Genomic DNA, 20,805 nt, shown 5'->3' on the forward strand with positions numbered 1-20,805 from the left:
TTTGAGGGACTGGCCTACCATGTGAGGTGATCGATCAGGTAAGCGGCGTCATACACCTTGGTCGTCGGCATCGATGCTTTATCCTGCAGGCCGGTAACTTCGACGATCACCGAGGTCTCATTTTCCACCTTACCCAGGCCATAGCCCCAGTCCTTGTGGCCAAAGCCCAGGGTGTCGTTGCCGACCGCGTCGCGGTGGTTCTGCTCTGTGGTGAGGGCAAAGTAGGGATAGCCATGGGCCTGGGCTATCTCGGCGGACTTGCGCAGAACATATTTGCGGGCCAGGGCGCGGTCTGTCATGTCGTTACCGACGAAGCTGATCTGCCAGCTATCGTCGGCTATCTGCACCACGTCGAAGCCTTCGCCGAAGCTCCAGAAGGATTTTTCTGTGTCGTAAGAGGTGGCGCAGCCGCTCAGCAGGAGTATGAAACTCAGTATGAAGGCGGCCAATGGAGTTGTTTTCATGATATCTTTCCCAAGGAGAACTAAGCCGCTATTGTGCAGGGGCGATCCCCGGGGCGACAGAGGGAGTTTGTATTGAATTGTCTCGCCTTTGTCAGCGGGCGAGACGAGTAGGCAGTAGTCAGGGGGAGAAGGATATGACACGTTTGGTAAATAAGATTTCGGGCCTGTATCGTGGTGACAAGGCCGAGGCGTTCGAGGGAATACCCAGCATGATCGACGCCAAGCAGGCGTGTACTCTTTTGGTGGTGGGTGAGCTGGGCGTCGAGGGTGACGGCCAGGCGGATCCCAAGCATCACGGCGGCGCCGACCGTGTGCTGCACCATTTTCCTCGTGAGCATTATGGTCAGTATCGTCGCTGGGACATGATGCAGGGATTCAAGGATGTGCCCGCCATGGGCGAGAACATCAGTACCGTTGGGCTGGACGAGACCCAGGTGAACATAGGCGACATCATCGCCATCGGCGAGGTGCGCCTGCAGGTGACTCAGCCTCGCTCCCCCTGTTTCAAGCTCAATCATCAGTTCGGTCATCCCGAGTTTGCCCTCGCCATGCAGACCAGCGGCCTGTGTGGCTGGTTCTATCGGGTGATCACGCCGGGTGAAATCAGCCTGGAGGACGATATCAGGCTTATCGAGCGCCGCACCGACATCAGCCTGCGCGAGGCGATGAGTATCTATTTCTCGCCCACCTTTGATGCCAGCGCCTATGATCGCCTGGCAAGTAGTGAGGGGCTGGCGAAGTCTTGGGTAAATAGCTTGCAGCGCCGCCTGGAAAGTCGCAAGATTGAGCCTTGGGAAATGCGTTTATTTGGGCCTAACCGCCTGTAGCAATACGTAACATTGATAATGAATCATCAAGGAGTGTAATTCGTGTCTGATATTGAACAACTGTCCCGTGACGATAGAAACATGGGCGTGGCGGTGCATCTGGCCAGCTTTTCCGGCTACCTGATCCCCTTCGGTTCTATCCTGGGGCCCCTGATTGTCTGGCTGATGAAGCGCGAGGAGATCGCCTTCGTCGACAGCTGTGGTCGCAACTGCCTGAACTTCAAGATAAGCGTGATGGTATACGCCATCATCAGCATGATCCTCATGTTTGTCGGTATCGGCTTTATCCTGCTGGGTGTGCTGGCGATCTTCGATATCGTGGTCACCATCATCGCCGCCATGAAGGCCAGCGAAGGCATTAGTTACCAGTATCCACTGACGATCAAGTTTCTTAAGTCTTGATACCAGTTATGCAATGTAAAAAAGCCCGCGATTGCGGGCTTTTTTGTGGCTGAAGCACTTTAAGCTTCGAACCGCCTAGACCTTGAAGCCAGCGACCAAGCTGTCTAGCCTGTGGGCCAGCTGGTTGAGCGACTGGCTGGCCTGGGCCACTGCCTGGGAGGTCTCGCTAGTACGCTGGGTGATCTCGCTGATCTCCGTGACGTTGCGGTTGATATCTTCCACCACGGTAGACTGCTCCTCGGTGGCCGCCGCGACCTGAATATTCATGTCAGTGATGGCACCGATCTGTTGGCTGATCTCCGTCAGGGTATGGCTGGCCTCATCGACCGCCTGTACCCCTTCCTGGCTGCGGCTCTTGCTCTGGGTCATCGCCTCGACGGCGCGGGCCGCCTCGCTCTGCAGGTTGTCGATCATCTTCTGCACCTCGTCGGTCGACGCGGCGGTGCGTGAGGCCAGGTTACGTACCTCCTCGGCGACCACGGCGAAGCCTCGTCCTGCCTCACCGGCGCGGGCGGCCTCGATGGCGGCGTTGAGGGCCAGCAGGTTGGTCTGATCCGATACGGCGCGGATCACATCCAGGATACTGCCGATGGAGGTGGTATGGGTGGCCAGGGATTCGATCACATTACCCACCTGTTCCACATCCTGAGACAGCTGATTGATGGTGTCGCGGGCGCGGGTCACCACTATCTGACCGTTGCTGGAGGCGTTGTCGGCGTCCTTGGCGTTGTCGGCGGCCTGGGCGGCGTTGCCGGCGATCTCGTGCACGGTCGCGCCCATCTCGTTGATAGCGGTGACCACCATCATGGTCTGATCTTTCTGCAGCTGGCTGTCGTCCTGAGTCTGCTGGGCCTGATTGGCCACATCCTTGGCGGCGTGACTCAGCTGCACGCTGGTGTCTGTCACCTCTATGATGGAGTGCTGGATCTTCTCGATGAAGCTGTTGAAGCCCTTGGCAAGTTGCGCCAACTCGTCGTTCCCCTCGACCGGCAGGCGTTGGCGCAGATCCCCTTCACCCTGACCTATGTCCTGCAGCATGTCGGCCACCTTGGCGATGGGCTGGCTCACCGAGGCGGAGACGAAGGTGGAGAGGCCGATAAAGGCGGCGGCGATCAGCACAGTCCAGATGAGGATCTGATAGGCCGACTCTTCGAGCAGGGCGAATACCTCGGCCCTGGGCACCTGGGCCACCAGATACCAGTCCATTGAGGGAATATAGCTGCTGGCGACCAGCAATGTCTCACCGTCTAGCTCTGTCTGTGTCAGGCCAAAGTCGCCCTTGTTGAGCAGCTCTCTGGTCACGTTACCGCCATAGAGTGAACTCAGACTGGCCTTGCCTATCTGGCTGGTGTCCGAGTGCAGCTTGACGTCACCCTTGGCATCGACCAGGTAGACGAAGCCTGTATCTTCGATCTTGAAGGATTTCAGCAGGCGCACCATGTCGTCCAGCGACTTGGCCAGTCCCACCAAGCCGCGGTCGTTGGGCTGTTGGTAGTTGATGAAGAGCTTCACCTCGCCATTGGCCTCGGTAAAGACGTTGAGCATGCGCTCTGTGCCGCTGTTTTTATAGTTGAAGAACCAGCCATCCTGATCCGGGGTAAGGATCCGCAAGAAGCCGTCCTGGGTGTAGTAGGCGGCGGTCTGTCTGTCGGCATAGGAGGCCTGCACCAGCTTATATTGCTGCTGCACATCCTTGAGCTGGGCGATCACCAGGGGCTCTGTCTCGGCAGGGCGGCCCTCGACCAGCCACTGCTTGAGCATCTTGCTGCTGGCCAGCTGCTCGGCGGCGTTCATCAGGGTGGCGATATCCATCTCTACCTTATTGCGGATCGCCTGCAAGGTGTTGGGCAGCTCGGAGGTGAGCATGCGCTGCTCGACGACTTCCTTGGCGCTACGTTGACTCAAGACACCCACGAGCACGGTCGACAGCAATACCGCGACGGTAACCGTGAGTAAGATCTTCTGCTTGATGGTGAGCATGTTTAGTTTCATCGTTTATGACTCGCATCTACTCTGTCCGAGCATGCCTCGGATGTGTGAATACTAGATTATTAAGGTTAGTCGCTGTTTTCTAAACACGCTAAACCATTGAACTTTTTTGAGGGCAGGAGGATCCTTTAGGATCACTTAATGCGTCTTGGTAACGCTTGTAGGTATGGCGCCATTATGGTGGCCTGGGATGTTAAGCGCAAGTAAAAACGCGCCCTAAGGCGCGTTTGAATCTGTCTGTTTGCCGAGCAACAAGGCCAGGCTTACATGTTCGGGTAGTTAGGTCCGCCGCCACCCTCTGGGGTGACCCAGGTGATGTTCTGGCTCGGATCTTTGATGTCACAGGTCTTACAGTGGATGCAGTTCTGACCGTTGATGACAAATTTCTTCTCGCCGGCTTCTTCCACCACCTCATACACACCCGCCGGGCAGTAACGCTGGGCCGGTTCGTCGAACTTGACCAGGTTCACCTCGATAGGGATACGCTCGTCTTTGAGACGCAGGTGACACAGCTGATCTTCCTCGTGGAAAGTGTTCGACAGGTAGACGGAGGAGAGCTTGTCGAAGCTGAGCTTACCGTCAGGCTTAGGATAATCTATCTTGCTGTAGGCGCTGACCTCGGCCATCTGGGCATAGTCGGCCTTCTCATCCCGCAGGGTGATAGGGAACTTGCCGCCAAACCAGTTCTGGTCGATATAGTTGAAGGCGCCGCCCAGGTAGGCTCCGAACTTGTGCATCGCCGGGCCGAAGTTGCGTGAGCAGTAGAGCTCATCCTGCAACCAGCTCTGTTCGAACTTCTCCTGGTAGCAGTCGAGATCTTTGCCGCCTTCTACGCCGGCATGCAGGGCGTGGCAGATGGTTTCGGCCGCGATCATGCCGCTCTTCATCGCCGTGTGGGTGCCCTTGATCTTGGCGAAGTTCAGGGTACCTGCGTCACAACCTATGATCAGGCCGCCAGGGAAGCTCATCTTAGGCAGCGAGTTGAGGCCACCCTTGGTGATGGCGCGGGCGCCATAGCAGAGTCGTTCACCGCCCTGTAGGTACTGGCTGATCACTGGATGTGTCTTGTAGCGCTGGAACTCATCGAAGGGGCTCAGGTGTGGGTTCTGATAGTTGAGATCTATGATGAGCCCCACGGCGATCTGGTTGTCTTCCATATGATAGAGGAAGCCGCCGCCCGAGGCGCCGTCTGTCAGTGGCCAGCCACCCGTGTGAACTACCTTGCCTTGCTGGTGTTGCTCCGCAGGCACCTTCCAGATCTCCTTGAAGCCCAGGCCGTAGTGTTGCGGCGTCTTGCCGTTGTCCAGGTGGAACTTCTCGATCAGCTGTTTGCCCAGGTGGCCACGGCAGCCTTCACTAAATACAGTGTACTTGGCGTGCAGTTCCATGCCAGGTTCATAGCTGTCTTTGGGCTCGCCATCGGCGCCGACGCCCATATCGCCTATGATGATCCCCTTGACGCTGCCGTCTTCGTTAAACAGCAGCTCGCTGGCGGGGAAGCCTGGGAAGATCTCGACGCCCAAGGCCTCGGCACGCTCGGCCAACCAACGGGCCAGGTTGCCGACGCTGATGATATAGTTGCCATCGTTGTGCATCGTCTTAGGGATAAAGGCATTGGGCATGGCGCGTGAGGCCGAGTCTGAGCTAAGCATAAACAGCTCGTCATGGGTCACCGCCGTGTGCAGCGGTGCACCTTGCTCTTTCCAGTCGCCAAATAGTTCTTCGAGCACCTTAGGTTCGAACACGGCACCCGAGAGAATGTGCGCGCCAACTTCCGAGCCTTTCTCGACCACACAGACTGTCAGCTCCTGGCCAGCGTCTTGTGAGATTTGCATTAGTCGACATGCGGTAGCAAGGCCAGCAGGGCCTGCGCCAACGATAACGACGTCGAACTCCATCGATTCGCGTTCCATCACTTCACCTCTTTTAGCTTTCCCCCGATTGAAACGGGTGTTTTATTCTTTGTCTCCACCTTACCCTAAAATGGCGAAATGGCACAGAGTTTAAGCAGTCAGGATAGACTAATTGATGGTATTTATCTTCGTGAGCAGTGTCACATTATGTTAACGCCCGATTGATCTTAAACAAAAAACGGGAAGTTTCTGCTATAAAACCCGGTCTATATCGGCCTATAATTGAGAAACGACGGTTCTCCGAGCTTTCTCTCCTACGTCCACAGATAGGGAGATTAAGCCGTGGCAATTGTGCCACCGGGGTGAGGAAAGAAATTGACTCACCTCCCCTTACTTGGAAAGGTGATCATGTCTCAACTACAAGACAATTTTGGTCGAAGATTTCACTATTTACGGATGTCGGTAACCGATGTCTGTAACTTCAAATGTACATACTGCCTCCCAGATGGTTATCGCCCCGACGGTAAGCCTAAGTTTTTAGATCTCAACGAGATCGAGAATCTAGTGGGCGCCTTTGCCGAGGTCGGCACCCAGAAGATCCGCATCACGGGCGGTGAGCCCACATTGCGTAAAGATTTTACCGATATCGTGCGTATCGTCGCCGACAACGACAAGATCAAGACACTGGCGACCACCACCAACGGCTATCGTCTGGAGAAGCATGCCAAGGAGTGGTTCGATGCCGGTCTGAGACGTATCAACGTTTCGGTAGACAGCCTGGACCCACGCATGTTTTATCAGATCACCGGCGAGAATAAGTTCGACGAGGTGATGCGTGGCGTCGATGCAGCTCTGGAGGCGGGCTTCGAGCGGGTAAAGATCAATGCCGTATTGCTCAAGGGCTTAAACGACAAAGACTTGCCGCGCTTCCTGCACTGGATCAAGCACACTCCAATCGACCTGCGTTTCATCGAGCTGATGGAAACCGGCCTGGGACGCGAGTACTTCAAGGCTCATCATCTGGCAGGCGCCGACATCAAGTCGCAGCTTGTTCAGGATGGCTGGCAGCTGGATCAGTCGGCGGTCGACGATGGCCCGGCGCAAAACTTCAGCCATGACGACTTCAAGGGGCGCATAGGGCTGATCATGCCCTACGAGAAGAACTTCTGCGCCAGCTGTAATCGCCTGCGTGTCTCCGCCAAGGGGAAACTGCATCTCTGCCTCTTCACCGAGCACGGTGTGGATCTAAGGGATCTGTTGCAGTCCCATGAGCAGCGCGCTGAGCTGATCGAACGGCTCCATGGCCAGCTGAGGGCGAAGAAGGAAACCCACTTCCTCCACGATGGCATCACTGGCGTAACGCAGCATCTGGCGTCTATCGGCGGCTAGAGGGCTTGCGCTAGCGCAAGAAGTTGCGTTCGTCGTGTGGGTATACTCTGCCCATATTCCTGTCGGCGCATCTGTTAATCGCAAACCACACCAAGAGTGAAGAGAGACGTTATGGGTCATTGCACGAGAACTCAATTTGAACCGCTCAATATCGCGGTATTAACCCTGTCTGACTCCCGGGATCTTAGCCAGGACACCTCGGGACAATTTTTACAAGACGCTGTGTTAGCGGCCGGGCACAAGCTGGCGGAGCGCCGCCTGATTAAAGATGACAAGTATCAGATACGTTCGGTATTGTCTCAGTGGATCGCATCGAATGATGTGCAGGTGATCATCACCACGGGCGGCACAGGTTTTACCGAGCGCGACAATACACCGCAGGCGGTCAGACCGCTATTTGATCGCGAGATTGAAGGCTTTGGCGAGCTGTTCCGTCATATCACCTATACCGAGCTGGGCACCTCGACGGTGCAGTCCCGCGCCCTGGGCGGCTTTGCCAACAAGACAGCCATCTTCTGTCTGCCGGGCTCAACCGGTGCCTGCAAGACGGGCTGGAACAAGATTTTAAGAGAACAACTGGATGCCACTCACAGACCCTGTAACTTTGTGATGCACGTGAAGAAGGTAGCAATTGATGAGTAGTGAATTTACCCATATTAATGCCGATGGCAATGCCCACATGGTGGATGTCACCGAGAAGGCGGTTACCGAGCGCGAGGCCCGCGCCGAAGCCTTCATCGAGATGGCGCCCGAGACGCTGGAGATGATCATGAGCGGCAGCCACCACAAGGGCGACGTGTTCGCCACGGCTCGCATCGCGGGGATCCAGGCGGCGAAGAAGACCTCAGATCTGATCCCGCTGTGCCACCCTCTCATGTTGACCAAGGTCGAGGTGGATCTCGAGGCGCAGCCTGCGCATAACCGAGTGCGTATCACCAGCCTGTGTAAGCTGTCGGGTAAGACAGGCGTCGAGATGGAGGCGCTTACCGCGGCCTCGGTAGCGGCGCTGACCATCTACGACATGTGCAAGGCGGTGCAGAAAGATATGGTGATCTCTCAGACACGCCTGCTGGAGAAGCGTGGCGGTAAGTCGGGACATTTTAAGGTTTAGGTCAAGGTTTAGTTCAAGGTTTAAGCGACAAGTATTTAGGGTAAAGATTATGATAAATGTGCTGTTTTTCGCCCAGGTGCGCGAACTATTAGGTGAGAGCACCCTGGAAGTCGAGGCAAGCGAGCAGACCACCACAGCCGAAGGCCTGCGTGCCTTGCTGGCGGCCAAAGATGACAAGTGGGGCAAAGTATTGGCTTCCGACAAGCTACTGGTGGCGGTCAATCAGACCATCAGCAGCTGGGATACCCAGGTCGAAGATGGCGACGAGGTAGCCTTCTTCCCGCCAGTCACCGGAGGTTAATATGAGCCAAGCGATCGACCGGGTATTGGTGCAGACCCAAGACTTTAGCGTTCCGGATGAATACGCCCGTATCGCGGCGGACGACAGCGATGGCGCCGTGGTCACCTTCGTGGGTAAGGTGCGCGACTTCAACGACGGCAGCGCAGTGACCGATCTGACCCTGGAACACTATCCAGGCATGACAGAGGCGGTGCTGAATCAGATTGCCTTGGAGGCAAGAGAGCGCTGGCCACTGACCCATGTGACCATTATTCACCGGGTCGGCACCATGGCTTTGGGCGAGCAGATCGTCTTTATCGGTGTCACCAGTGCCCATCGCAAGGCGGCGTTCGCGGCCTGTGAATTCCTGATCGATTTCCTCAAGACCAAGGCGCCATTCTGGAAGTTAGAGGCGGGCGATCAGGGCAAGAACTGGGTCGAGGCGAAAGATGCCGACGAACAGGCGGCCAAGATGTGGGAAAAGCAGTAAGCCGGGACGAGTGCCCGGTTGATGAGGGTTGAAATGGATTTACTCAGAGGTTTTGTTTTAGGCTGCCTGCTGCTGTTGGGAGTAACCCCAAGCTGGGCGGCCGAGGTGCCGGCCATCGCCGCCGCCTCCAACATCAAGTTTGCCCTGGATAAGATCGCCGCCGACTTTACCCTGGATACGGGCAAGCGGGTGCGCATCTCCTATGGCTCCTCGGGCAACTTCGTGGCGCAGCTGCGTCACGGCGCGCCGTTCGAGTTGTTCCTGTCGGCAGACGATAAATATATCTATCAATTACATAAGCTTGGTGTAACTCAGAGCGACGGTGAGATCTACGCCATAGGTCGTCTGGCGCTGGCGGCGCCTAAGCGTTCGCCTTTGAGCCTAGATGCCGAGCTTGTCGGCGTGAAGCGCTTGCTTGAGCAGGGTGAATTGAAGCGTTTTGCCATCGCCAACCCAGATCACGCCCCCTATGGCGAGCGCGCCCGGGAGGCGCTGCAACATCTGGGACTCTGGCAACCTCTGCAGCCTTATCTCATCTACGGCGAGAACGTGTCTCAGGCGGCGCAGTTTGCCCTGAGCGGTTCCACCGATGGCGGCATCGTCGCCCTGTCGCTGGCGATGGCGCCTCAGTTTCGCGCTGCCAGCCACTATGTGGCCCTGCCGAGCGAGTGGCATTCGCCCATGAATCAGCGCATGGTGCTTACGCCTAAGGCGGGGGAGACCGCCAAGGCCTTCTATGCCTACCTGTCGCAGGCGAAGGCGAGGGCGGTATTCCTCGAGTTTGGCTTCGGCCTGCCAGGTGACAGCCAGGGCGATGAAGTCGCTGATGCTGCTAACAAGTCGTCCGGAGACCACTGATGGATTGGCAGGCGCTGCTGCTTTCAATCAAGTTAAGTTGTGTCACTGTGCTGGTGTTGATCCCCTTTGCCATCTGGGCCGGCCGCTTCCTGGCGTACCGTCAGTTTAGGGGGAAGTCCTGGCTGGAGGCGCTGATCATGGTGCCTCTGGTATTGCCGCCGACGGTGATCGGCTACTACCTGCTGGTGGGGCTGGGCAGCCAATCCTGGCTGGGTCAGACGTTAGAAGCCCTGCTGGGGCAGCAGCTGGTATTCCATTTCTCGGGCCTGGTGGTGGCCTCAGTGCTGGTCAATATTCCCTTTGCCATACAGCCGATTCAGCGCGCCTTCGAGTCTGTGCCCGAAGAGGTGCGCGACGCTGGAGCCTGCTGCGGCATGAGCCCGGCCAAGGTGCTGTTTAAGATAGAGCTGCCCCTGGTGTGGCCCGGTGTGCTGACCGCGCTGGTGCTCTGTTTCTCCCATGTGTTGGGCGAGTTTGGTGTGGTGTTGATGATGGGTGGTAATATCGCCGGCGAGACCAAGACGATCGCCATCTCCATCTATGACAGCGTGCAGGCGTTCGATTTCGCCGCCGCGGGGCAGATGTCACTGCTGCTCCTGCTGTTTGCCATTACCGCGTTGGCGCTCACCACGAGTCTGTCCCGTCGATTAGGAGGCGTGAGTGTCTCAAGACGTCGCTGATCTCAGTTGTAAGATCTTCCAGCAAGAGGGCATCGCCCTGAACGCAGAGTTTGTCTGCAAGGCAGGCGAGGTGCTGGCGGTTGTCGGCCCCTCGGGCGGCGGTAAGTCGACCCTGATGCGGATGATCGCCGGCCTGACCAAGCCTGAATCGGGCGAGATTCGCTATGGTGACAGCATCTGGTTCAGCAGCGAGAGTGGCCGTTACCTGACGCCACAGCAACGCCACCTTGGCTATGTGCCGCAGCATTTTGGCCTGTTTCCCAACATGACGGCCCTGGCTAACGTGGTGGCGGCGCTGGATCATATTCCTAAGGCTGAGCGGGTCGCGCGGGCCAAAGACTGGCTCGAGCGGGTAAATCTTCACGGCCTGCCGGATCGCCTGCCAGCCAACTTGTCCGGTGGTCAGCGTCAGCGGGTGGCCCTGGCAAGGGCCCTGGCTCGAGAGCCCAGAGTCCTGCTGTTGGACGAGCCTTTCTCCGCCGTCGACAGGGAGACCCGCGAGCGTCTCTATCTCGAGCTGGCCCGGCTCAAGGAGCAGCTGGCGATCCCTGTGATCATGGTGACCCACGATCTCAACGAGGCGCTGCTGCTGGCGGATCGCATGATCCTCATCAGTCAGGGCACCCTACTGCAGCAAGGCAGTCCGCGGGAGGTGTTGAGCCGTCCTCGCAACGAGGCGGTTGCCAAACAGATGGGGCTGAGAAACCTGTTCGACGCCCATGTGGTGGCACAGGAGGCGGAGCGGCAGATCACCTGGCTCAGGTTTGGCGAGCATCTGATTGCCGGTAACTACTGCGAGCAGCTGGCTATAGGCGCCAAGGTGCGCTGGGTGATCCCCAATCAGGGGGTGAGGTTTAACTCCATCACCAAGGGGCGCCTGTGTCGCAGCTTCAACAAGCTCAGCATCACCATAGAGTCCTGTCTCAGCATGGGGGAGACCATGCGCATCCTCGCTAGCATCAAGGGGGTGAAACATCATCTCAATGCCGAGGTGCCGCTGCATTTTGCCCAGAAGATGGGCCTGGCGCCCGGCGTGGAGACAGAGGTGGCGCTCAAATCTGAGCTGATCCATATCTTGGAAAATGACTAAGCTGTTACGCCGCTGAATAGAATATGATCAATCCTTAATACGGCTTCCATCTCCCCGATAATTGCCGTCATCTATCCTTGGGTATTAAGACTCGAGGAGACACATGATGCAAAAGAAACTCACAGGCACCCTAATCCTTTCTTGCGTACTCACCCTACCTGCCTTCGCCGCCTACAACGGCCCCAAGGCGGGCGGCGTGATCCAGCAGGCTAGCGACGCCCACACGGCCAAAGATGACACACCAGTGGAGCTGACAGGCAAGCTGATCAAGAGCCTGGGCGATGAGAAATACCTGTTTCGCGACAGCAGCGGCGAAGTCGAGGTGGAGATAGACAACGCCCTGTGGCGCGACATAGAGGTCTCCAGTGACACCACTGTCACCCTGAGGGGGGAGGTGGACGACGAATGGCGCGGTATCGAGATAGAGATCGACAGCATAGAGTTGGTGGGTCAGGCGCATTAGGCCGAGACCAAAGCGCTGGCAGGGGTGAAATGGGCCAAATGAGTTTAAACTAAATTTAATCTTGAAAGCCCTAAGCCCCTCGTCTATCCCATTGGTACTGGGATTTTTTGCGTGTAAGATACCGATATTGAAGAATTTAATGGAGGAGCTATGGCTCGTTGGTTTATCAGTTTAATGCTGTTGTCTGGACTGGCGGGGGCGAATGCGGCCCAGGCTAATCCGGCAGTGCTTGAGTTGCTATCGGATAGCCAAAGCCTGACTCCACAGAAGATGATCCAGCAGGCGGAGAAGAGCTACCCTGGGGTGATATCCGAGTTTCAGATCGATGTGGAAAATGGTCAGTTGATCTATGAGATCAGCATGATCAATACCAAGGACGACACCATCAGCGAATTTGAGTTCTGGGCGAAAGATGGCCGACTTATTCGCCAGAAGGTGGAGGCCCTAGAGGCCGACGATAAGGATGAGCTCAAGGCGGTGCGCCTGCTCAAAGAGATGGAGCAGAGCTTCTCGCAACTGCTTAAGCTGGCCATGGGTGACAGCAACGCCCATATTCTCGAGGCGCAGCTGGATCACGACCTGGGCATCAGCTACTTGGAACTCAAGCTTATCGATGGCAACGGCAAACATAAGATAGCCTTCGATATCGAAAATCAGCGGCCTTTGCCCCTGTTGAAGTGGGATTAACAGATGAAAATATTACTGGTAGAAGATGATGCGACCACCACAGAGTATGTGGTCAAGGGATTTGCCGAACAGGGGCACAATATCGAAACCGCTAGCGACGGCCATCAGGGCTTGTTGCTGGCCACCAGTATGCAGTATGACCTGGTGATACTGGATCGCATGCTGCCGCAGCTCGACGGCCTCAAGCTATTGGCGGCGCTGCGCGCGACCGGCAACCAGACACCGGTACTCATACTGTCGGCGCTTAGCCATGTGGATGAGCGCGTCAAGGGCCTCAGGGCCGGTGGCGACGACTACATGACCAAGCCCTTTGCCTTCTCAGAACTCCTGGTGCGCGCCGAGAAGCTGATGCAGCGTGGTAACTCAGCGCCGGCGCAGACAGAGCTTAAGGTGGGCGAGCTGGTCATGGAATTGCTGACCCGCAAGGTGACCCTGGCGGGCAGCGAGATCTTGCTGCAACCCAAAGAGTTTCAACTGCTCAAGTACTTGATGGAACACCCGAATCAGGTGATCAGCCGCACCCTCTTGTTCGAGGCTGTGTGGGATTACCATTTCGATCCTCGCACCAATGTGATCGACGTGCATATCGCTAAGCTAAGACGTAAGTTTGAAGAGCTGGGCTTTGGCGAGCTGATCGAAACGGTTCGAGGGGCTGGCTATCGCCTCCGTCAAGGGCATTAGACCCTATCAGAGTAGTGCCTGGCGCATTACCATCATCTTCTCTGCCTTGGTGACCCTGATTATTGGCACCCTGTTGTTTGGCATGTATCGCCAATTGATCAATGAGCAGGAACTGCAGACTAATCAGCACTTGGCGGCAGAGAAGCTGCGTTATCAGCAGATGGCGCTCACCCTGGACAGACGCAGCTTTGCCACCCAGATCCGCACCGCCGACCCCAAGACGGCCTTGGTGGTGTGGCGTAGCTCGCTGGATTTGGTGGGGGCCTTGAGCCTGATGCCGGATGACATGCCGCTGCTGCCGGAGACGCGTGACTTTCCCATTCTCACCAGCGGGCCGGACAAGCTGCATATCTTAACCGGCGGTTTGGTGATCACCCGTTATGGTCCCGTACTGATCGCCACCCGTACCGATCAGCTGGCCACCCTGATTGAGCGCTTCGTCAACGCAGCCATCACGGCGCTGATGTTGACTATCGTGCTGACCCTGGCCCTGGGCTATTTGTTTTCCAAGGCGATTCTGCGCCGCTTGGTGCAGTACAACCGCCTGAGTCGCCGCATCGAGCGGGGCGAGTATTCCACCCGTCTGCCAGTGAGCTGGCGCCAGGATGAGTTCGATATGCTGGCGGGCAACTTTAACCAGGTGCTGGACACCCTGGAGGCTAACCTGCACGCGGTGCGCGGCGCCACCGACAATATCGCCCACGATCTCAGAACTCCGCTGTCTCACCTGAGGATAGGCCTGGAGCAGCTACCGCAGCGGCCCGCCGAGGAGCTGGACGAGGCCAGCGCCATCCTGATCGAGGAGCTGGATCACTGCCTGGCGACCTTCGATGCCATGCTATCTCTCACCCGTATCGAGGAGGGGCAGCAGGATCTCGAGCTACAACCCCTGAGCCTTAACGACTTGTGTCAGGACTTGTTTGAGATGGCCGAGGCGATGGCCGAATCCAACGGCCAGACCCTGAGCCTGTCGCTGGACCAAGACTATAGCGTGATGGGGGATAAATACCTGCTGTTCCAGGCGCTGTTTAACCTGGTGGACAACGCCATCAAGTATTCCGGCGAGGGCGCCAAAATAGAGATAATCCAGCAGGGCAATGAAATTCTGATCCGCGATAACGGGCCGGGGATCCCTGATGATGCCACCGAGAAGGTGTTCGATCGTCTGGTGCGTCTGGATCCGAGTCGTCACAACAAGGGCACGGGATTGGGGCTTTCGCTAGTCAAGGCGATCCTGCAACGTCATAATGCCCGCATCGAACTCTCCGATAACCAGCCTGGGCTGCAGGTGAGCATACGTTTTTCATAGGGCCGACAATCCATGTACAAGATCATTGCCGACGAGACCGACTTTTTGGTGATCGACAAGGTGCCGGGCGTTCATTTTCACAGCCAGGATGGCAGCGCTGGCGTGATGGCGCAGCTGGAGCGGGATCTCGATATCAAGCTCTATTCTGTGCATCGCCTGGATACCATGACATCTGGCCTGCTGCTGTTTGCCAAGTCGAGCGAGGCGGCGGCAGCTTTTACCCAGCGCTTTAGCGAGCACAAGGTGCAGAAGTACTATCTGGCGCTGGCCAAGGGCAAGCCGAAGAAGAAGCAGGGCAGTATAGTGGGTGACATGGCCAAGTCCCGTCGCAGCATGTACAAGCTGCTACGCAGCAAGGAGAATCCGGCGATCACCCAGTTTTTCTCTCAGTCGGTGGCCGAGGGGCTGCGTCTCTATCTGCTCAAGCCGCTGAGTGGCAAGACACATCAACTCAGGGTGGCGCTGGCCAGCCTGGGGGTGCCGATTCTCGGCGATCAACTCTATGGCGGCGAGGATGCCGACCGTGGCTACCTGCATGCCTACGCCTTAGGCTTTGAGTGGCAGGGGCAGGCGTATGCCTATCATCAGGCGCCGGAGCAGGGCGAGGCATTTAGCTTAGATGGGGTAAAAAACCAGTTGCAAACATGGAGTAAGCCTGAGAAGTTAGATTGGCCAAAACGAAATTGATTTAATTAAGGAAGCCCGTCTATGGATACCAATAAACTACTGCTGGTCATCATCGCCATCCTGTTGCCACCGGTTGCCGTCTTCTTAAAGAGTGGTGTCGGTAAGGATCTGCTGATCAACATCATTCTCTGCCTGCTGTTCTTTATCCCAGGCCTGTTGCACGCCCTATGGGTGGTGACTAAGTCTTAGGTGGGCTAAGTCTTAGCTTGTTTGAGATTAAATGATTGCGCGGCCTAGGCTGCGCTTTTTTATGGCTGATTGTTACCCTTATCCTGAACTATGAGTTCAGGTGTCCCCACTTTTTCTCTGCATCCTTAGCGGCCAGACTAACTTCTCTTAATATGAATGAGGGAGAGAAGATGAATAAGATCTGGAGTCCGGATACCCTGGCGGCCCCTGCGGCCAACTACCATCAATGTGCGCTGGTTTCACAGCCTTCACGCTGGCTGAATATTGCCGGGCAGCTGGGCATAGACCCGCAGGGCAGACTTGCGCCTGATACCGAGGGGCAGATAGTACAGGCGTGGGAAAATCTACGTGCCGTATTACAGGCTAACGAGATGGACCTGCAAGACTTGGTATCGGTGCGCCTCTATCTGGTCGACCGCGGCGATCTGCCTGCTTACCAAGCCGCCAAGGCGCGTTTAGGCTTCGATGTGGGCGGACTGCCGACCACCTTGCTCTTGGTTCAGGGGCTGTTCGACCCGCTGTGGCGGGTAGAGATAGAGGCGCAGGCGGCTAAGGCATTCGAGGGGGACTAGGCGGCTTTCGCTGTACACAAGCTGAACTGACTTGCGTTAAAATTGTACTGTTAACTTTCTGATAACCCAATGGGGCGGCGTTTTAGGCTATAATCGCTGCCATGAACAGAAAGAAGAAAATCAATCAAACACTTAAGGCCAAGGCGAAGAAGGCGAACGCTAAACTTCATCGCTCAGGTAAGCCTAAGTATATCGCCAAAGCCGAACGCGAACGACTCGCCGAGGCGGCAGAACCACCCGCTGAATTCGTCTCTTAGGTTAGAGACCTTCCTCAATCCATTTTCATTCGTCCCCTTGGGGCTTTTCGCAGACCACTTTCCCTCGTTAACCTTTGGACGGGCTACACTTTGGAGAAATGTCCGGCGTGAGCGACCCAAGACCGGGTAATGATTGGGCGGCTGAACAGCCCACCCAATGACAAGGCAAGATAGGCCGGCATGGCTATCGCCTAATAAGGAGAACCATGAATACTGTTTATACCGTTGGAGAGCTGGAGTCATTTCTAGTGGCGATCTTAGTGCTCTTTATTGGCCATTCGGTTAATCGTCACGTGGCATCGTTTCGCAAATATAATATTCCCGAACCCATAGTGGGTGGTCTGCTGGTGGCGGCAGTGATCACCATACTGCACTCCTACAATATCTCGCTTGAGTTTTCTCTTTCGATGCAAAACACCCTGATGCTGATGTTCTTCAGCAGCGTGGGGCTGGCGGCCAGCTACAAGCTATTGATGAAGGGGGGCAGTAAGGTATTCCTCTTCCTGGCGATCGCCTCGCTCTACATCATCATTCAGAATGCCGTCGGCGTCAGCATGGCGACCGCACTGGGGCTGGAGCCATTGATGGGACTGATCGCCGGGTCGATCACTCTGTCAGGCGGGCACGGCACGGGAGCGGCATGGGCACAGACCTTCTCGGATCAGTACGGCATTAACACCCTGGAGCTGGCAATGGCGGCGGCGACCTTCGGCCTGGTGATGGGCGGCATCATCGGCGGCCCGGTAGCTCAGCGTCTGATCAACAAGAATGGCCTGCTCTCCTCTTACGGTGTCGGGGGGAATCATCACAAGGACCATCCTGACTTGGTGACCTATGACCAGCTGGAAGAAGACAGGGTCACGGCCAAGAGTATCCTGGAGGTGCTCTTCATCCTGCTGCTGTGTGTCGCCGGTGCCAAGTGGTTTGGCTCTCTGATCGCCTACCTGGATATCGGCTGGTTGAAGATGCCTGACTTTGTCTATGCGCTCTTCTTCGGTGTGGTGATCACTAACATCACAGAGGTGTCCCGCGGCTTTAAGATCAACCGTGAGTGTGTCGACGTCCTGGGTACCGTCTCGCTGGCGCTCTTCCTTGCCATGGCACTGATGAACCTTAAGCTGTGGGAGATCTTCGACCTGGCGGTGCCGCTGCTTATCATACTCCTGGTGCAGACGGCCGTGTTGGCGGTATTTGCCTACTGGGTTACCTTCAAGCTGATGGGCGCCAACTATGACGCCGCCGTCATGGCCGGTGGTCACTGTGGTTTCGGCCTGGGTGCCACGCCGACGGCCGTGATGAACATGGGCGCCCTGGTGTCACGCACGGGTCCATCGCCGCAGGCCTTCATGGTGGTGCCTATCGTTGGTGCCTTCTTCATCGACATAGTCAATGCCATCATATTGCAGGGCTATCTCAGTTTCATCGGCTAGCGCCAGTATCTGAGCATCAAGCATTAAAAAAGCACCCTAGGGTGCTTTTTTTGTTATTGGTTTTGCGCCTGTGGATGATCTCGGCGATAGAGATCCCAGTGCTCGATCCGCTCACCACTTGGCAGGGTGCAGATGCCGCTGTCGAGGTCGAGCGCGCCATCCAGGGATTCGCAATAGACGGCCGCAGGGTTGGCCATGGATAGCGGTTTGGTTTCGCTCGTGTTCTGCATCTGGCTCTCTTGCTCCTGGCTCTGCATCTGGCAGGCGCTCAAGCCAAGGGTGAAAAATAGCGCCGCGATAGTCTTAGTCATGCTCTTGATCTTAGTCATCTTCATCTCGTTTTCCTGTTTGTCTGAACCAGTATTAACCCTTAGTAACGTTGGCGCGTCGAAAAAGGGTTAAGCGCGAAGATCAATGTAGGGCCGGAATGAAGTAGAGGCTGTTGGCGTACACCTTCTGCGAGCCGAGCCAGATATTGCGAAACAAGAGGTTATCGGCCAAGGCGACCAGGGCGCCCTTACCGTGGCGCTCCACCACAATGGCCGGGGTCTGACTCAGGCTGCGCTGATATTCCTCGGCCAGGAAACCATCCAGCAGGGGCTCGTCGGCATAGCTGGCGGCCGTGATGAAGGGGGCCTGGCTCTTACTCAGACCAAATACCTTGTTCTTCAGCACGGGCAGGCGATTAGTGCCCAGGCCGAAGGTGATCGGGTGGCTGGTGTCGAGATCCAGCGCCAATACGGCGCCGCCGATCGCCTGGCGGGCATCCAGCTTGGCCTTATCGCCAAAAGAGAGACCGTCGGTGGCAAACAGCTGGCTGAAGTAGCGCTTCTCTCTGATGTCGCTCTTGAGCAGGTTGCCCTTGGAGAGCCACTGCAGCGCGCCTTTCTGCGCGACGATCACCCCGCCTTCAATGGCGAACTGTCCAAGCTTGCGGGCATATTTCTCATCCAGATTGGCATAGCTTCCATCCATCAAAAACAGATGGGTGTAGGGTGTCAGCTCTATGTTCGGCAGGCGACTGACATCCACCTGAGTCAGGGGGGCGCCGATAAGATTGTCCATGAAATACCAGAGTTCACCCACCTCGGCCGATGAGGTGCCATAGCCGGTGACTACTAACGCCTTGATGGGGGCGATGTCATGAAAATCCGGGCTGCCGAGATCTATGCCTGAGCTGGCGAGTCCGCTATCGACTCCCTGTAGCTGTACCCGATACTGCTCGGCGAGCGATGCTAGCCTGTCGCTCAGCTCTCTCGGTGTCATGGCGGCCTGGGCCACTGGGATCTGCAGGGTGCCGGCCTCCATGTTCAGAGGCTGGCCATCGACCTTGAGGCTGAAGGGCTTGGCGGCAAATTTGACCCTAATGCCCTCGCTAAGCAGGGTCTGTAGCATGGGGGCGGCATTTTGCTGTCGCCAATCGATCAACACCGCGACGTTATTGCTGCTGAGCATGCCGGGCGTTTTGGCTTGCGGCTCGGTGAGCAGGTCGTCGACATTCAGGTTAACGTTACGGGCCATCTGCAGGTTATAGGAGAAGGCGAGGTTCCAGCTGGAGACGTCGTAGAAGGTGGCGTCTTCAAATTCGGTGCGCAGATCGAACATCGCCAGCAGCAGTGTCTTCTGCGGCTGATTGATGGGGACAAACAGGCTGTCGTCCTGGCTGTATTGGTGTCTGCCCTGCTGCATCTTGTCCTTGAGATAGAAGAAGGCGATTCCATGGCGGCTCAGTAGCTGGGCGAGATCGTCACGCCTGCCCGGATCCCCCGGTGCGCCGAGCAGGAAGCCGGCTTCTCGCCCAGATGGCGGGTGTTTGTCCTTGCGCTGATAGAAGCGGCTCTGATACTGCTTCAGCTCATCTGCCAGTGCCAGGGCCCCCTTGAGGCTGGAGAAGGAGGTGGCGATCTGGTTGTCTATGGCCTGGCTAAAACGCAGCAGGCCGTTTTCAGAATCCTGCTGCTGGCCGCGCACGCTGGCCTGTTCAAACAGTATGCCCACGGCGCCGTTGATATCTGGGTAGGTCGAGCCCTTGCCATAGTAGAAGTCATCAAACATCTGTTTGGTGAAGTAGCGCTGCTTGCTCTCATCCAGCGCCTTGGCGTGGAAACTGGCGAGCTTTGAGGTTATCGCCTGATTCTCTTTGGGGGTCAGCGGATGGGTACGTGTCGGTACGCCGGGCTGGAAGAAGAAGGTCTGGTTGTGGCCCATCTCGTGGAAGTCGCCCAGGTAGTGCGGCTGCCACTTATGGAACAGGGCGATGCGCCCTTGAGACTCTGGATGGCGCAGGAACAGCCAATCGCGGTTCAGGTCGGCAAAATAGTGGTTACGCCTGCCGGCAGGCCAGTTTTGTCTGTGCTCGTTGTGATTCTCATCGCTCACCTTCACCTTGCCTGTGTAGTTGTTGGTCCAGGTGGAGAAACGATCTAGGCCGTCGGGGTTTTGCGATGGGGTGATCAGCACCACGGCCTTGTCCAGCAGCTCCTGCACCCAGGGCTCCTGGCTCTGGCTGAGACGATAGCTGACCTCAAGCGCCGCATGGGCGCCGCTGGCCTCGTCGCCATGAATCGAATAGGCCAGCCAGATGATAAGCGGCCCGTCGGGTGCCTTACCCGCTTTCACTTGCTGACGTCCCTGGACTATCTCTGCCAGCCTGGCCTGATTGGCGGCCGAGGTGATCACCGCCGTAAGCTGCTGTCTGGCCTCGTGGCTCTGTCCCGTCGATTCCAGGCTGACTCTGGGGCTGTTTTGGGCGAGCTGCTTGAGGTAATAGTTGATCTGATCGTGGCGCAGATGCCACTGGCCGAGGGGATAACCGAGAAACTCGCTGGGCGACGCTAAGCTGCTGGTACTCTGGGTTGCAGACGCGACTGAGATCACGCTTTGGGCATTTGTCGCAAAGCCTACGAGCAGGGGGACGATAGAAAGCAGCAAAAGGCAGAGTCGCAGCATGGTAATGCTCTTTATTATTGTATATAAAGGCTAAATTAACAGTTAGGCCAATGAGTTTCCAGCTTCCGACCTGACTTTAGAGCATACTGCCAAGGCAAAAATCTCGCGACTATTAGACAAAGGGGCTACAAAGCTGATGATAGTCGGA

At 56.7% G+C, this 20,805-nt stretch carries 24 protein-coding genes and 1 riboswitch; of the genes, 19 read left to right on the top strand and 5 right to left on the bottom strand.

From position 1 onward, the window contains the following. Positions 1–14 precede the first annotated feature (14 nt). Complete coding sequence (locus tag K0H80_RS00405; protein ID WP_220072746.1) at positions 15–464, bottom strand: CC0125/CC1285 family lipoprotein; 450 nt, start codon at positions 462–464, stop codon at positions 15–17. Between the two features lie 134 nt (positions 465–598). Between K0H80_RS00405 and K0H80_RS00410 the strand changes: the two genes are divergently transcribed. After that, positions 599–1,291: an MOSC domain-containing protein gene (locus K0H80_RS00410; RefSeq protein ID WP_220072747.1), complete on the top strand. Its 693-nt coding sequence runs from the start codon at positions 599–601 to the stop codon at positions 1,289–1,291. Between the two features lie 81 nt (positions 1,292–1,372). Next, entirely contained in the window at positions 1,373–1,693 is a 321-nt protein-coding gene (locus K0H80_RS00415) for a DUF4870 domain-containing protein (RefSeq protein ID WP_220073885.1), read from the top strand. Positions 1,694–1,768: 75 nt separating this feature from the next. Here the strand turns inward: K0H80_RS00415 and K0H80_RS00420 are convergent, their stop codons facing one another. Both K0H80_RS00420 and K0H80_RS00425 read right to left on the bottom strand, forming a co-directional pair. Next, complete coding sequence (locus tag K0H80_RS00420) at positions 1,769–3,685, bottom strand: methyl-accepting chemotaxis protein (RefSeq protein WP_220072748.1); 1,917 nt, start codon at positions 3,683–3,685, stop codon at positions 1,769–1,771. A gap of 260 nt (positions 3,686–3,945) precedes the next feature. Next, positions 3,946–5,595: an electron transfer flavoprotein-ubiquinone oxidoreductase gene (locus tag K0H80_RS00425; RefSeq protein ID WP_011863895.1), complete on the bottom strand. Its 1,650-nt coding sequence runs from the start codon at positions 5,593–5,595 to the stop codon at positions 3,946–3,948. A 226-nt stretch (positions 5,596–5,821) separates the two neighbouring features. Beyond that, positions 5,822–5,956: riboswitch (molybdenum cofactor riboswitch) on the top strand. Between K0H80_RS00425 and moaA the strand changes: the two genes are divergently transcribed. The 17 genes from moaA to gltS all read left to right on the top strand — a co-directional run bounded on the left by moaA (position 5,944) and on the right by gltS (position 17,708). Beyond that, the gene (moaA, locus tag K0H80_RS00430; protein ID WP_041406244.1) at positions 5,944–6,924 is read left to right on the top strand and encodes a GTP 3',8-cyclase MoaA; all 981 of its coding nucleotides are present in this window, start codon (positions 5,944–5,946) and stop codon (positions 6,922–6,924) included. Its footprint overlaps the riboswitch before it by 13 nt. A gap of 111 nt (positions 6,925–7,035) precedes the next feature. Continuing rightward, a complete protein-coding gene (gene moaB / locus K0H80_RS00435) occupies positions 7,036–7,566 on the top strand; it encodes a molybdenum cofactor biosynthesis protein B (RefSeq protein WP_220072749.1) in 531 nt (176 codons plus the stop codon). After that, the gene (gene moaC, locus K0H80_RS00440; RefSeq protein WP_041509675.1) at positions 7,559–8,035 is read left to right on the top strand and encodes a cyclic pyranopterin monophosphate synthase MoaC; all 477 of its coding nucleotides are present in this window, start codon (positions 7,559–7,561) and stop codon (positions 8,033–8,035) included. The genes moaB and moaC overlap by 8 nt, the downstream gene beginning before the upstream one ends. Positions 8,036–8,084: 49 nt before the next feature. Then, positions 8,085–8,336, top strand: coding sequence for a molybdopterin synthase sulfur carrier subunit (gene moaD / locus K0H80_RS00445; RefSeq protein ID WP_220072750.1), 252 nt, complete (start codon positions 8,085–8,087; stop codon positions 8,334–8,336). 1 nt (position 8,337) lies between these two features. Next, complete coding sequence (gene moaE / locus K0H80_RS00450) at positions 8,338–8,805, top strand: molybdopterin synthase catalytic subunit MoaE (RefSeq protein ID WP_220072751.1); 468 nt, start codon at positions 8,338–8,340, stop codon at positions 8,803–8,805. A gap of 33 nt (positions 8,806–8,838) precedes the next feature. Further along, on the top strand, positions 8,839–9,663 hold the full coding sequence (gene modA / locus K0H80_RS00455; RefSeq protein ID WP_220072752.1) for a molybdate ABC transporter substrate-binding protein: 825 nt from the start codon (positions 8,839–8,841) through the stop codon (positions 9,661–9,663). Continuing rightward, the gene (gene modB / locus K0H80_RS00460; RefSeq protein ID WP_011863902.1) at positions 9,663–10,343 is read left to right on the top strand and encodes a molybdate ABC transporter permease subunit; all 681 of its coding nucleotides are present in this window, start codon (positions 9,663–9,665) and stop codon (positions 10,341–10,343) included. Before modA ends, modB begins: the two co-directional genes overlap by 1 nt. Beyond that, positions 10,324–11,433: an ABC transporter ATP-binding protein gene (locus K0H80_RS00465; RefSeq protein WP_220072753.1), complete on the top strand. Its 1,110-nt coding sequence runs from the start codon at positions 10,324–10,326 to the stop codon at positions 11,431–11,433. Before modB ends, K0H80_RS00465 begins: the two co-directional genes overlap by 20 nt. 103 nt (positions 11,434–11,536) lie before the next feature. Next, on the top strand, positions 11,537–11,896 hold the full coding sequence (locus K0H80_RS00470) for a NirD/YgiW/YdeI family stress tolerance protein (RefSeq protein ID WP_258406147.1): 360 nt from the start codon (positions 11,537–11,539) through the stop codon (positions 11,894–11,896). 150 nt (positions 11,897–12,046) lie between these two features. Beyond that, positions 12,047–12,583 (top strand): PepSY domain-containing protein, encoded by a 537-nt coding sequence (locus K0H80_RS00475; RefSeq protein WP_220072754.1) that lies wholly within the window; start codon positions 12,047–12,049, stop codon positions 12,581–12,583. A gap of 3 nt (positions 12,584–12,586) precedes the next feature. Further along, positions 12,587–13,264, top strand: coding sequence for a response regulator transcription factor (locus tag K0H80_RS00480; RefSeq protein WP_011863906.1), 678 nt, complete (start codon positions 12,587–12,589; stop codon positions 13,262–13,264). A 49-nt stretch (positions 13,265–13,313) separates the two neighbouring features. Next, positions 13,314–14,573 carry a sensor histidine kinase gene (locus K0H80_RS00485; protein WP_011863907.1) on the top strand — a complete coding sequence of 420 codons (1,260 nt, stop codon included), beginning with the start codon at positions 13,314–13,316 and terminating at the stop codon, positions 14,571–14,573. 12 nt (positions 14,574–14,585) lie between these two features. After that, positions 14,586–15,260 (top strand): TIGR01621 family pseudouridine synthase, encoded by a 675-nt coding sequence (locus tag K0H80_RS00490; RefSeq protein WP_220072755.1) that lies wholly within the window; start codon positions 14,586–14,588, stop codon positions 15,258–15,260. A 21-nt stretch (positions 15,261–15,281) separates the two neighbouring features. Then, entirely contained in the window at positions 15,282–15,449 is a 168-nt protein-coding gene (locus K0H80_RS00495) for a YqaE/Pmp3 family membrane protein (RefSeq protein ID WP_011863909.1), read from the top strand. A 170-nt stretch (positions 15,450–15,619) separates the two neighbouring features. Then, entirely contained in the window at positions 15,620–16,021 is a 402-nt protein-coding gene (locus tag K0H80_RS00500; protein WP_220072756.1) for a RidA family protein, read from the top strand. Between the two features lie 101 nt (positions 16,022–16,122). Continuing rightward, positions 16,123–16,278: a DUF2986 domain-containing protein gene (locus K0H80_RS00505; protein WP_220072757.1), complete on the top strand. Its 156-nt coding sequence runs from the start codon at positions 16,123–16,125 to the stop codon at positions 16,276–16,278. A 206-nt stretch (positions 16,279–16,484) separates the two neighbouring features. After that, entirely contained in the window at positions 16,485–17,708 is a 1,224-nt protein-coding gene (gene gltS, locus K0H80_RS00510; RefSeq protein WP_011863912.1) for a sodium/glutamate symporter, read from the top strand. A 53-nt stretch (positions 17,709–17,761) separates the two neighbouring features. Here gltS and K0H80_RS00515 read toward each other — a convergent pair whose 3' ends face one another. Continuing rightward, the gene (locus tag K0H80_RS00515; protein WP_220072758.1) at positions 17,762–18,043 is read right to left on the bottom strand and encodes a putative hemolysin; all 282 of its coding nucleotides are present in this window, start codon (positions 18,041–18,043) and stop codon (positions 17,762–17,764) included. Positions 18,044–18,119: 76 nt separating this feature from the next. Then, on the bottom strand, positions 18,120–20,657 hold the full coding sequence (locus tag K0H80_RS00520) for a M14 family zinc carboxypeptidase (protein WP_220072759.1): 2,538 nt from the start codon (positions 20,655–20,657) through the stop codon (positions 18,120–18,122). Positions 20,658–20,805 lie beyond the last annotated feature (148 nt).

The sequence above is a fragment of the Shewanella aegiceratis genome (assembly GCF_019457495.1).
Classification (GTDB): domain Bacteria; phylum Pseudomonadota; class Gammaproteobacteria; order Enterobacterales; family Shewanellaceae; genus Shewanella; species Shewanella loihica.

Bases quoted from the DNA above. Each gene is read 5' to 3' on its own strand.
- K0H80_RS00415 (WP_220073885.1), top strand. From the start codon at position 1,373: ATGGGCGTGGCGGTGCATCTGGCCAGCTTTTCCGGCTACCTGATCCCC.
- modA (WP_220072752.1), top strand. From the start codon at position 8,839: ATGGATTTACTCAGAGGTTTTGTTTTAGGCTGCCTGCTGCTGTTGGGA.
- moaB (WP_220072749.1), top strand. From the start codon at position 7,036: ATGGGTCATTGCACGAGAACTCAATTTGAACCGCTCAATATCGCGGTA.
- moaD (WP_220072750.1), top strand. From the start codon at position 8,085: ATGATAAATGTGCTGTTTTTCGCCCAGGTGCGCGAACTATTAGGTGAG.
- K0H80_RS00520 (WP_220072759.1), bottom strand. From the start codon at position 20,657: ATGCTGCGACTCTGCCTTTTGCTGCTTTCTATCGTCCCCCTGCTCGTA.
- K0H80_RS00505 (WP_220072757.1), top strand. From the start codon at position 16,123: ATGAACAGAAAGAAGAAAATCAATCAAACACTTAAGGCCAAGGCGAAG.
- K0H80_RS00405 (WP_220072746.1), bottom strand. From the start codon at position 464: ATGAAAACAACTCCATTGGCCGCCTTCATACTGAGTTTCATACTCCTG.
- gltS (WP_011863912.1), top strand. From the start codon at position 16,485: ATGAATACTGTTTATACCGTTGGAGAGCTGGAGTCATTTCTAGTGGCG.
- K0H80_RS00495 (WP_011863909.1), top strand. From the start codon at position 15,282: ATGGATACCAATAAACTACTGCTGGTCATCATCGCCATCCTGTTGCCA.
- K0H80_RS00420 (WP_220072748.1), bottom strand. From the start codon at position 3,685: ATGAAACTAAACATGCTCACCATCAAGCAGAAGATCTTACTCACGGTT.
- K0H80_RS00475 (WP_220072754.1), top strand. From the start codon at position 12,047: ATGGCTCGTTGGTTTATCAGTTTAATGCTGTTGTCTGGACTGGCGGGG.
- moaE (WP_220072751.1), top strand. From the start codon at position 8,338: ATGAGCCAAGCGATCGACCGGGTATTGGTGCAGACCCAAGACTTTAGC.
- moaA (WP_041406244.1), top strand. From the start codon at position 5,944: ATGTCTCAACTACAAGACAATTTTGGTCGAAGATTTCACTATTTACGG.
- K0H80_RS00515 (WP_220072758.1), bottom strand. From the start codon at position 18,043: ATGAAGATGACTAAGATCAAGAGCATGACTAAGACTATCGCGGCGCTA.
- K0H80_RS00410 (WP_220072747.1), top strand. From the start codon at position 599: ATGACACGTTTGGTAAATAAGATTTCGGGCCTGTATCGTGGTGACAAG.
- moaC (WP_041509675.1), top strand. From the start codon at position 7,559: ATGAGTAGTGAATTTACCCATATTAATGCCGATGGCAATGCCCACATG.
- K0H80_RS00470 (WP_258406147.1), top strand. From the start codon at position 11,537: ATGATGCAAAAGAAACTCACAGGCACCCTAATCCTTTCTTGCGTACTC.
- K0H80_RS00500 (WP_220072756.1), top strand. From the start codon at position 15,620: ATGAATAAGATCTGGAGTCCGGATACCCTGGCGGCCCCTGCGGCCAAC.
- K0H80_RS00480 (WP_011863906.1), top strand. From the start codon at position 12,587: ATGAAAATATTACTGGTAGAAGATGATGCGACCACCACAGAGTATGTG.
- K0H80_RS00490 (WP_220072755.1), top strand. From the start codon at position 14,586: ATGTACAAGATCATTGCCGACGAGACCGACTTTTTGGTGATCGACAAG.
- K0H80_RS00425 (WP_011863895.1), bottom strand. From the start codon at position 5,595: ATGGAACGCGAATCGATGGAGTTCGACGTCGTTATCGTTGGCGCAGGC.
- modB (WP_011863902.1), top strand. From the start codon at position 9,663: ATGGATTGGCAGGCGCTGCTGCTTTCAATCAAGTTAAGTTGTGTCACT.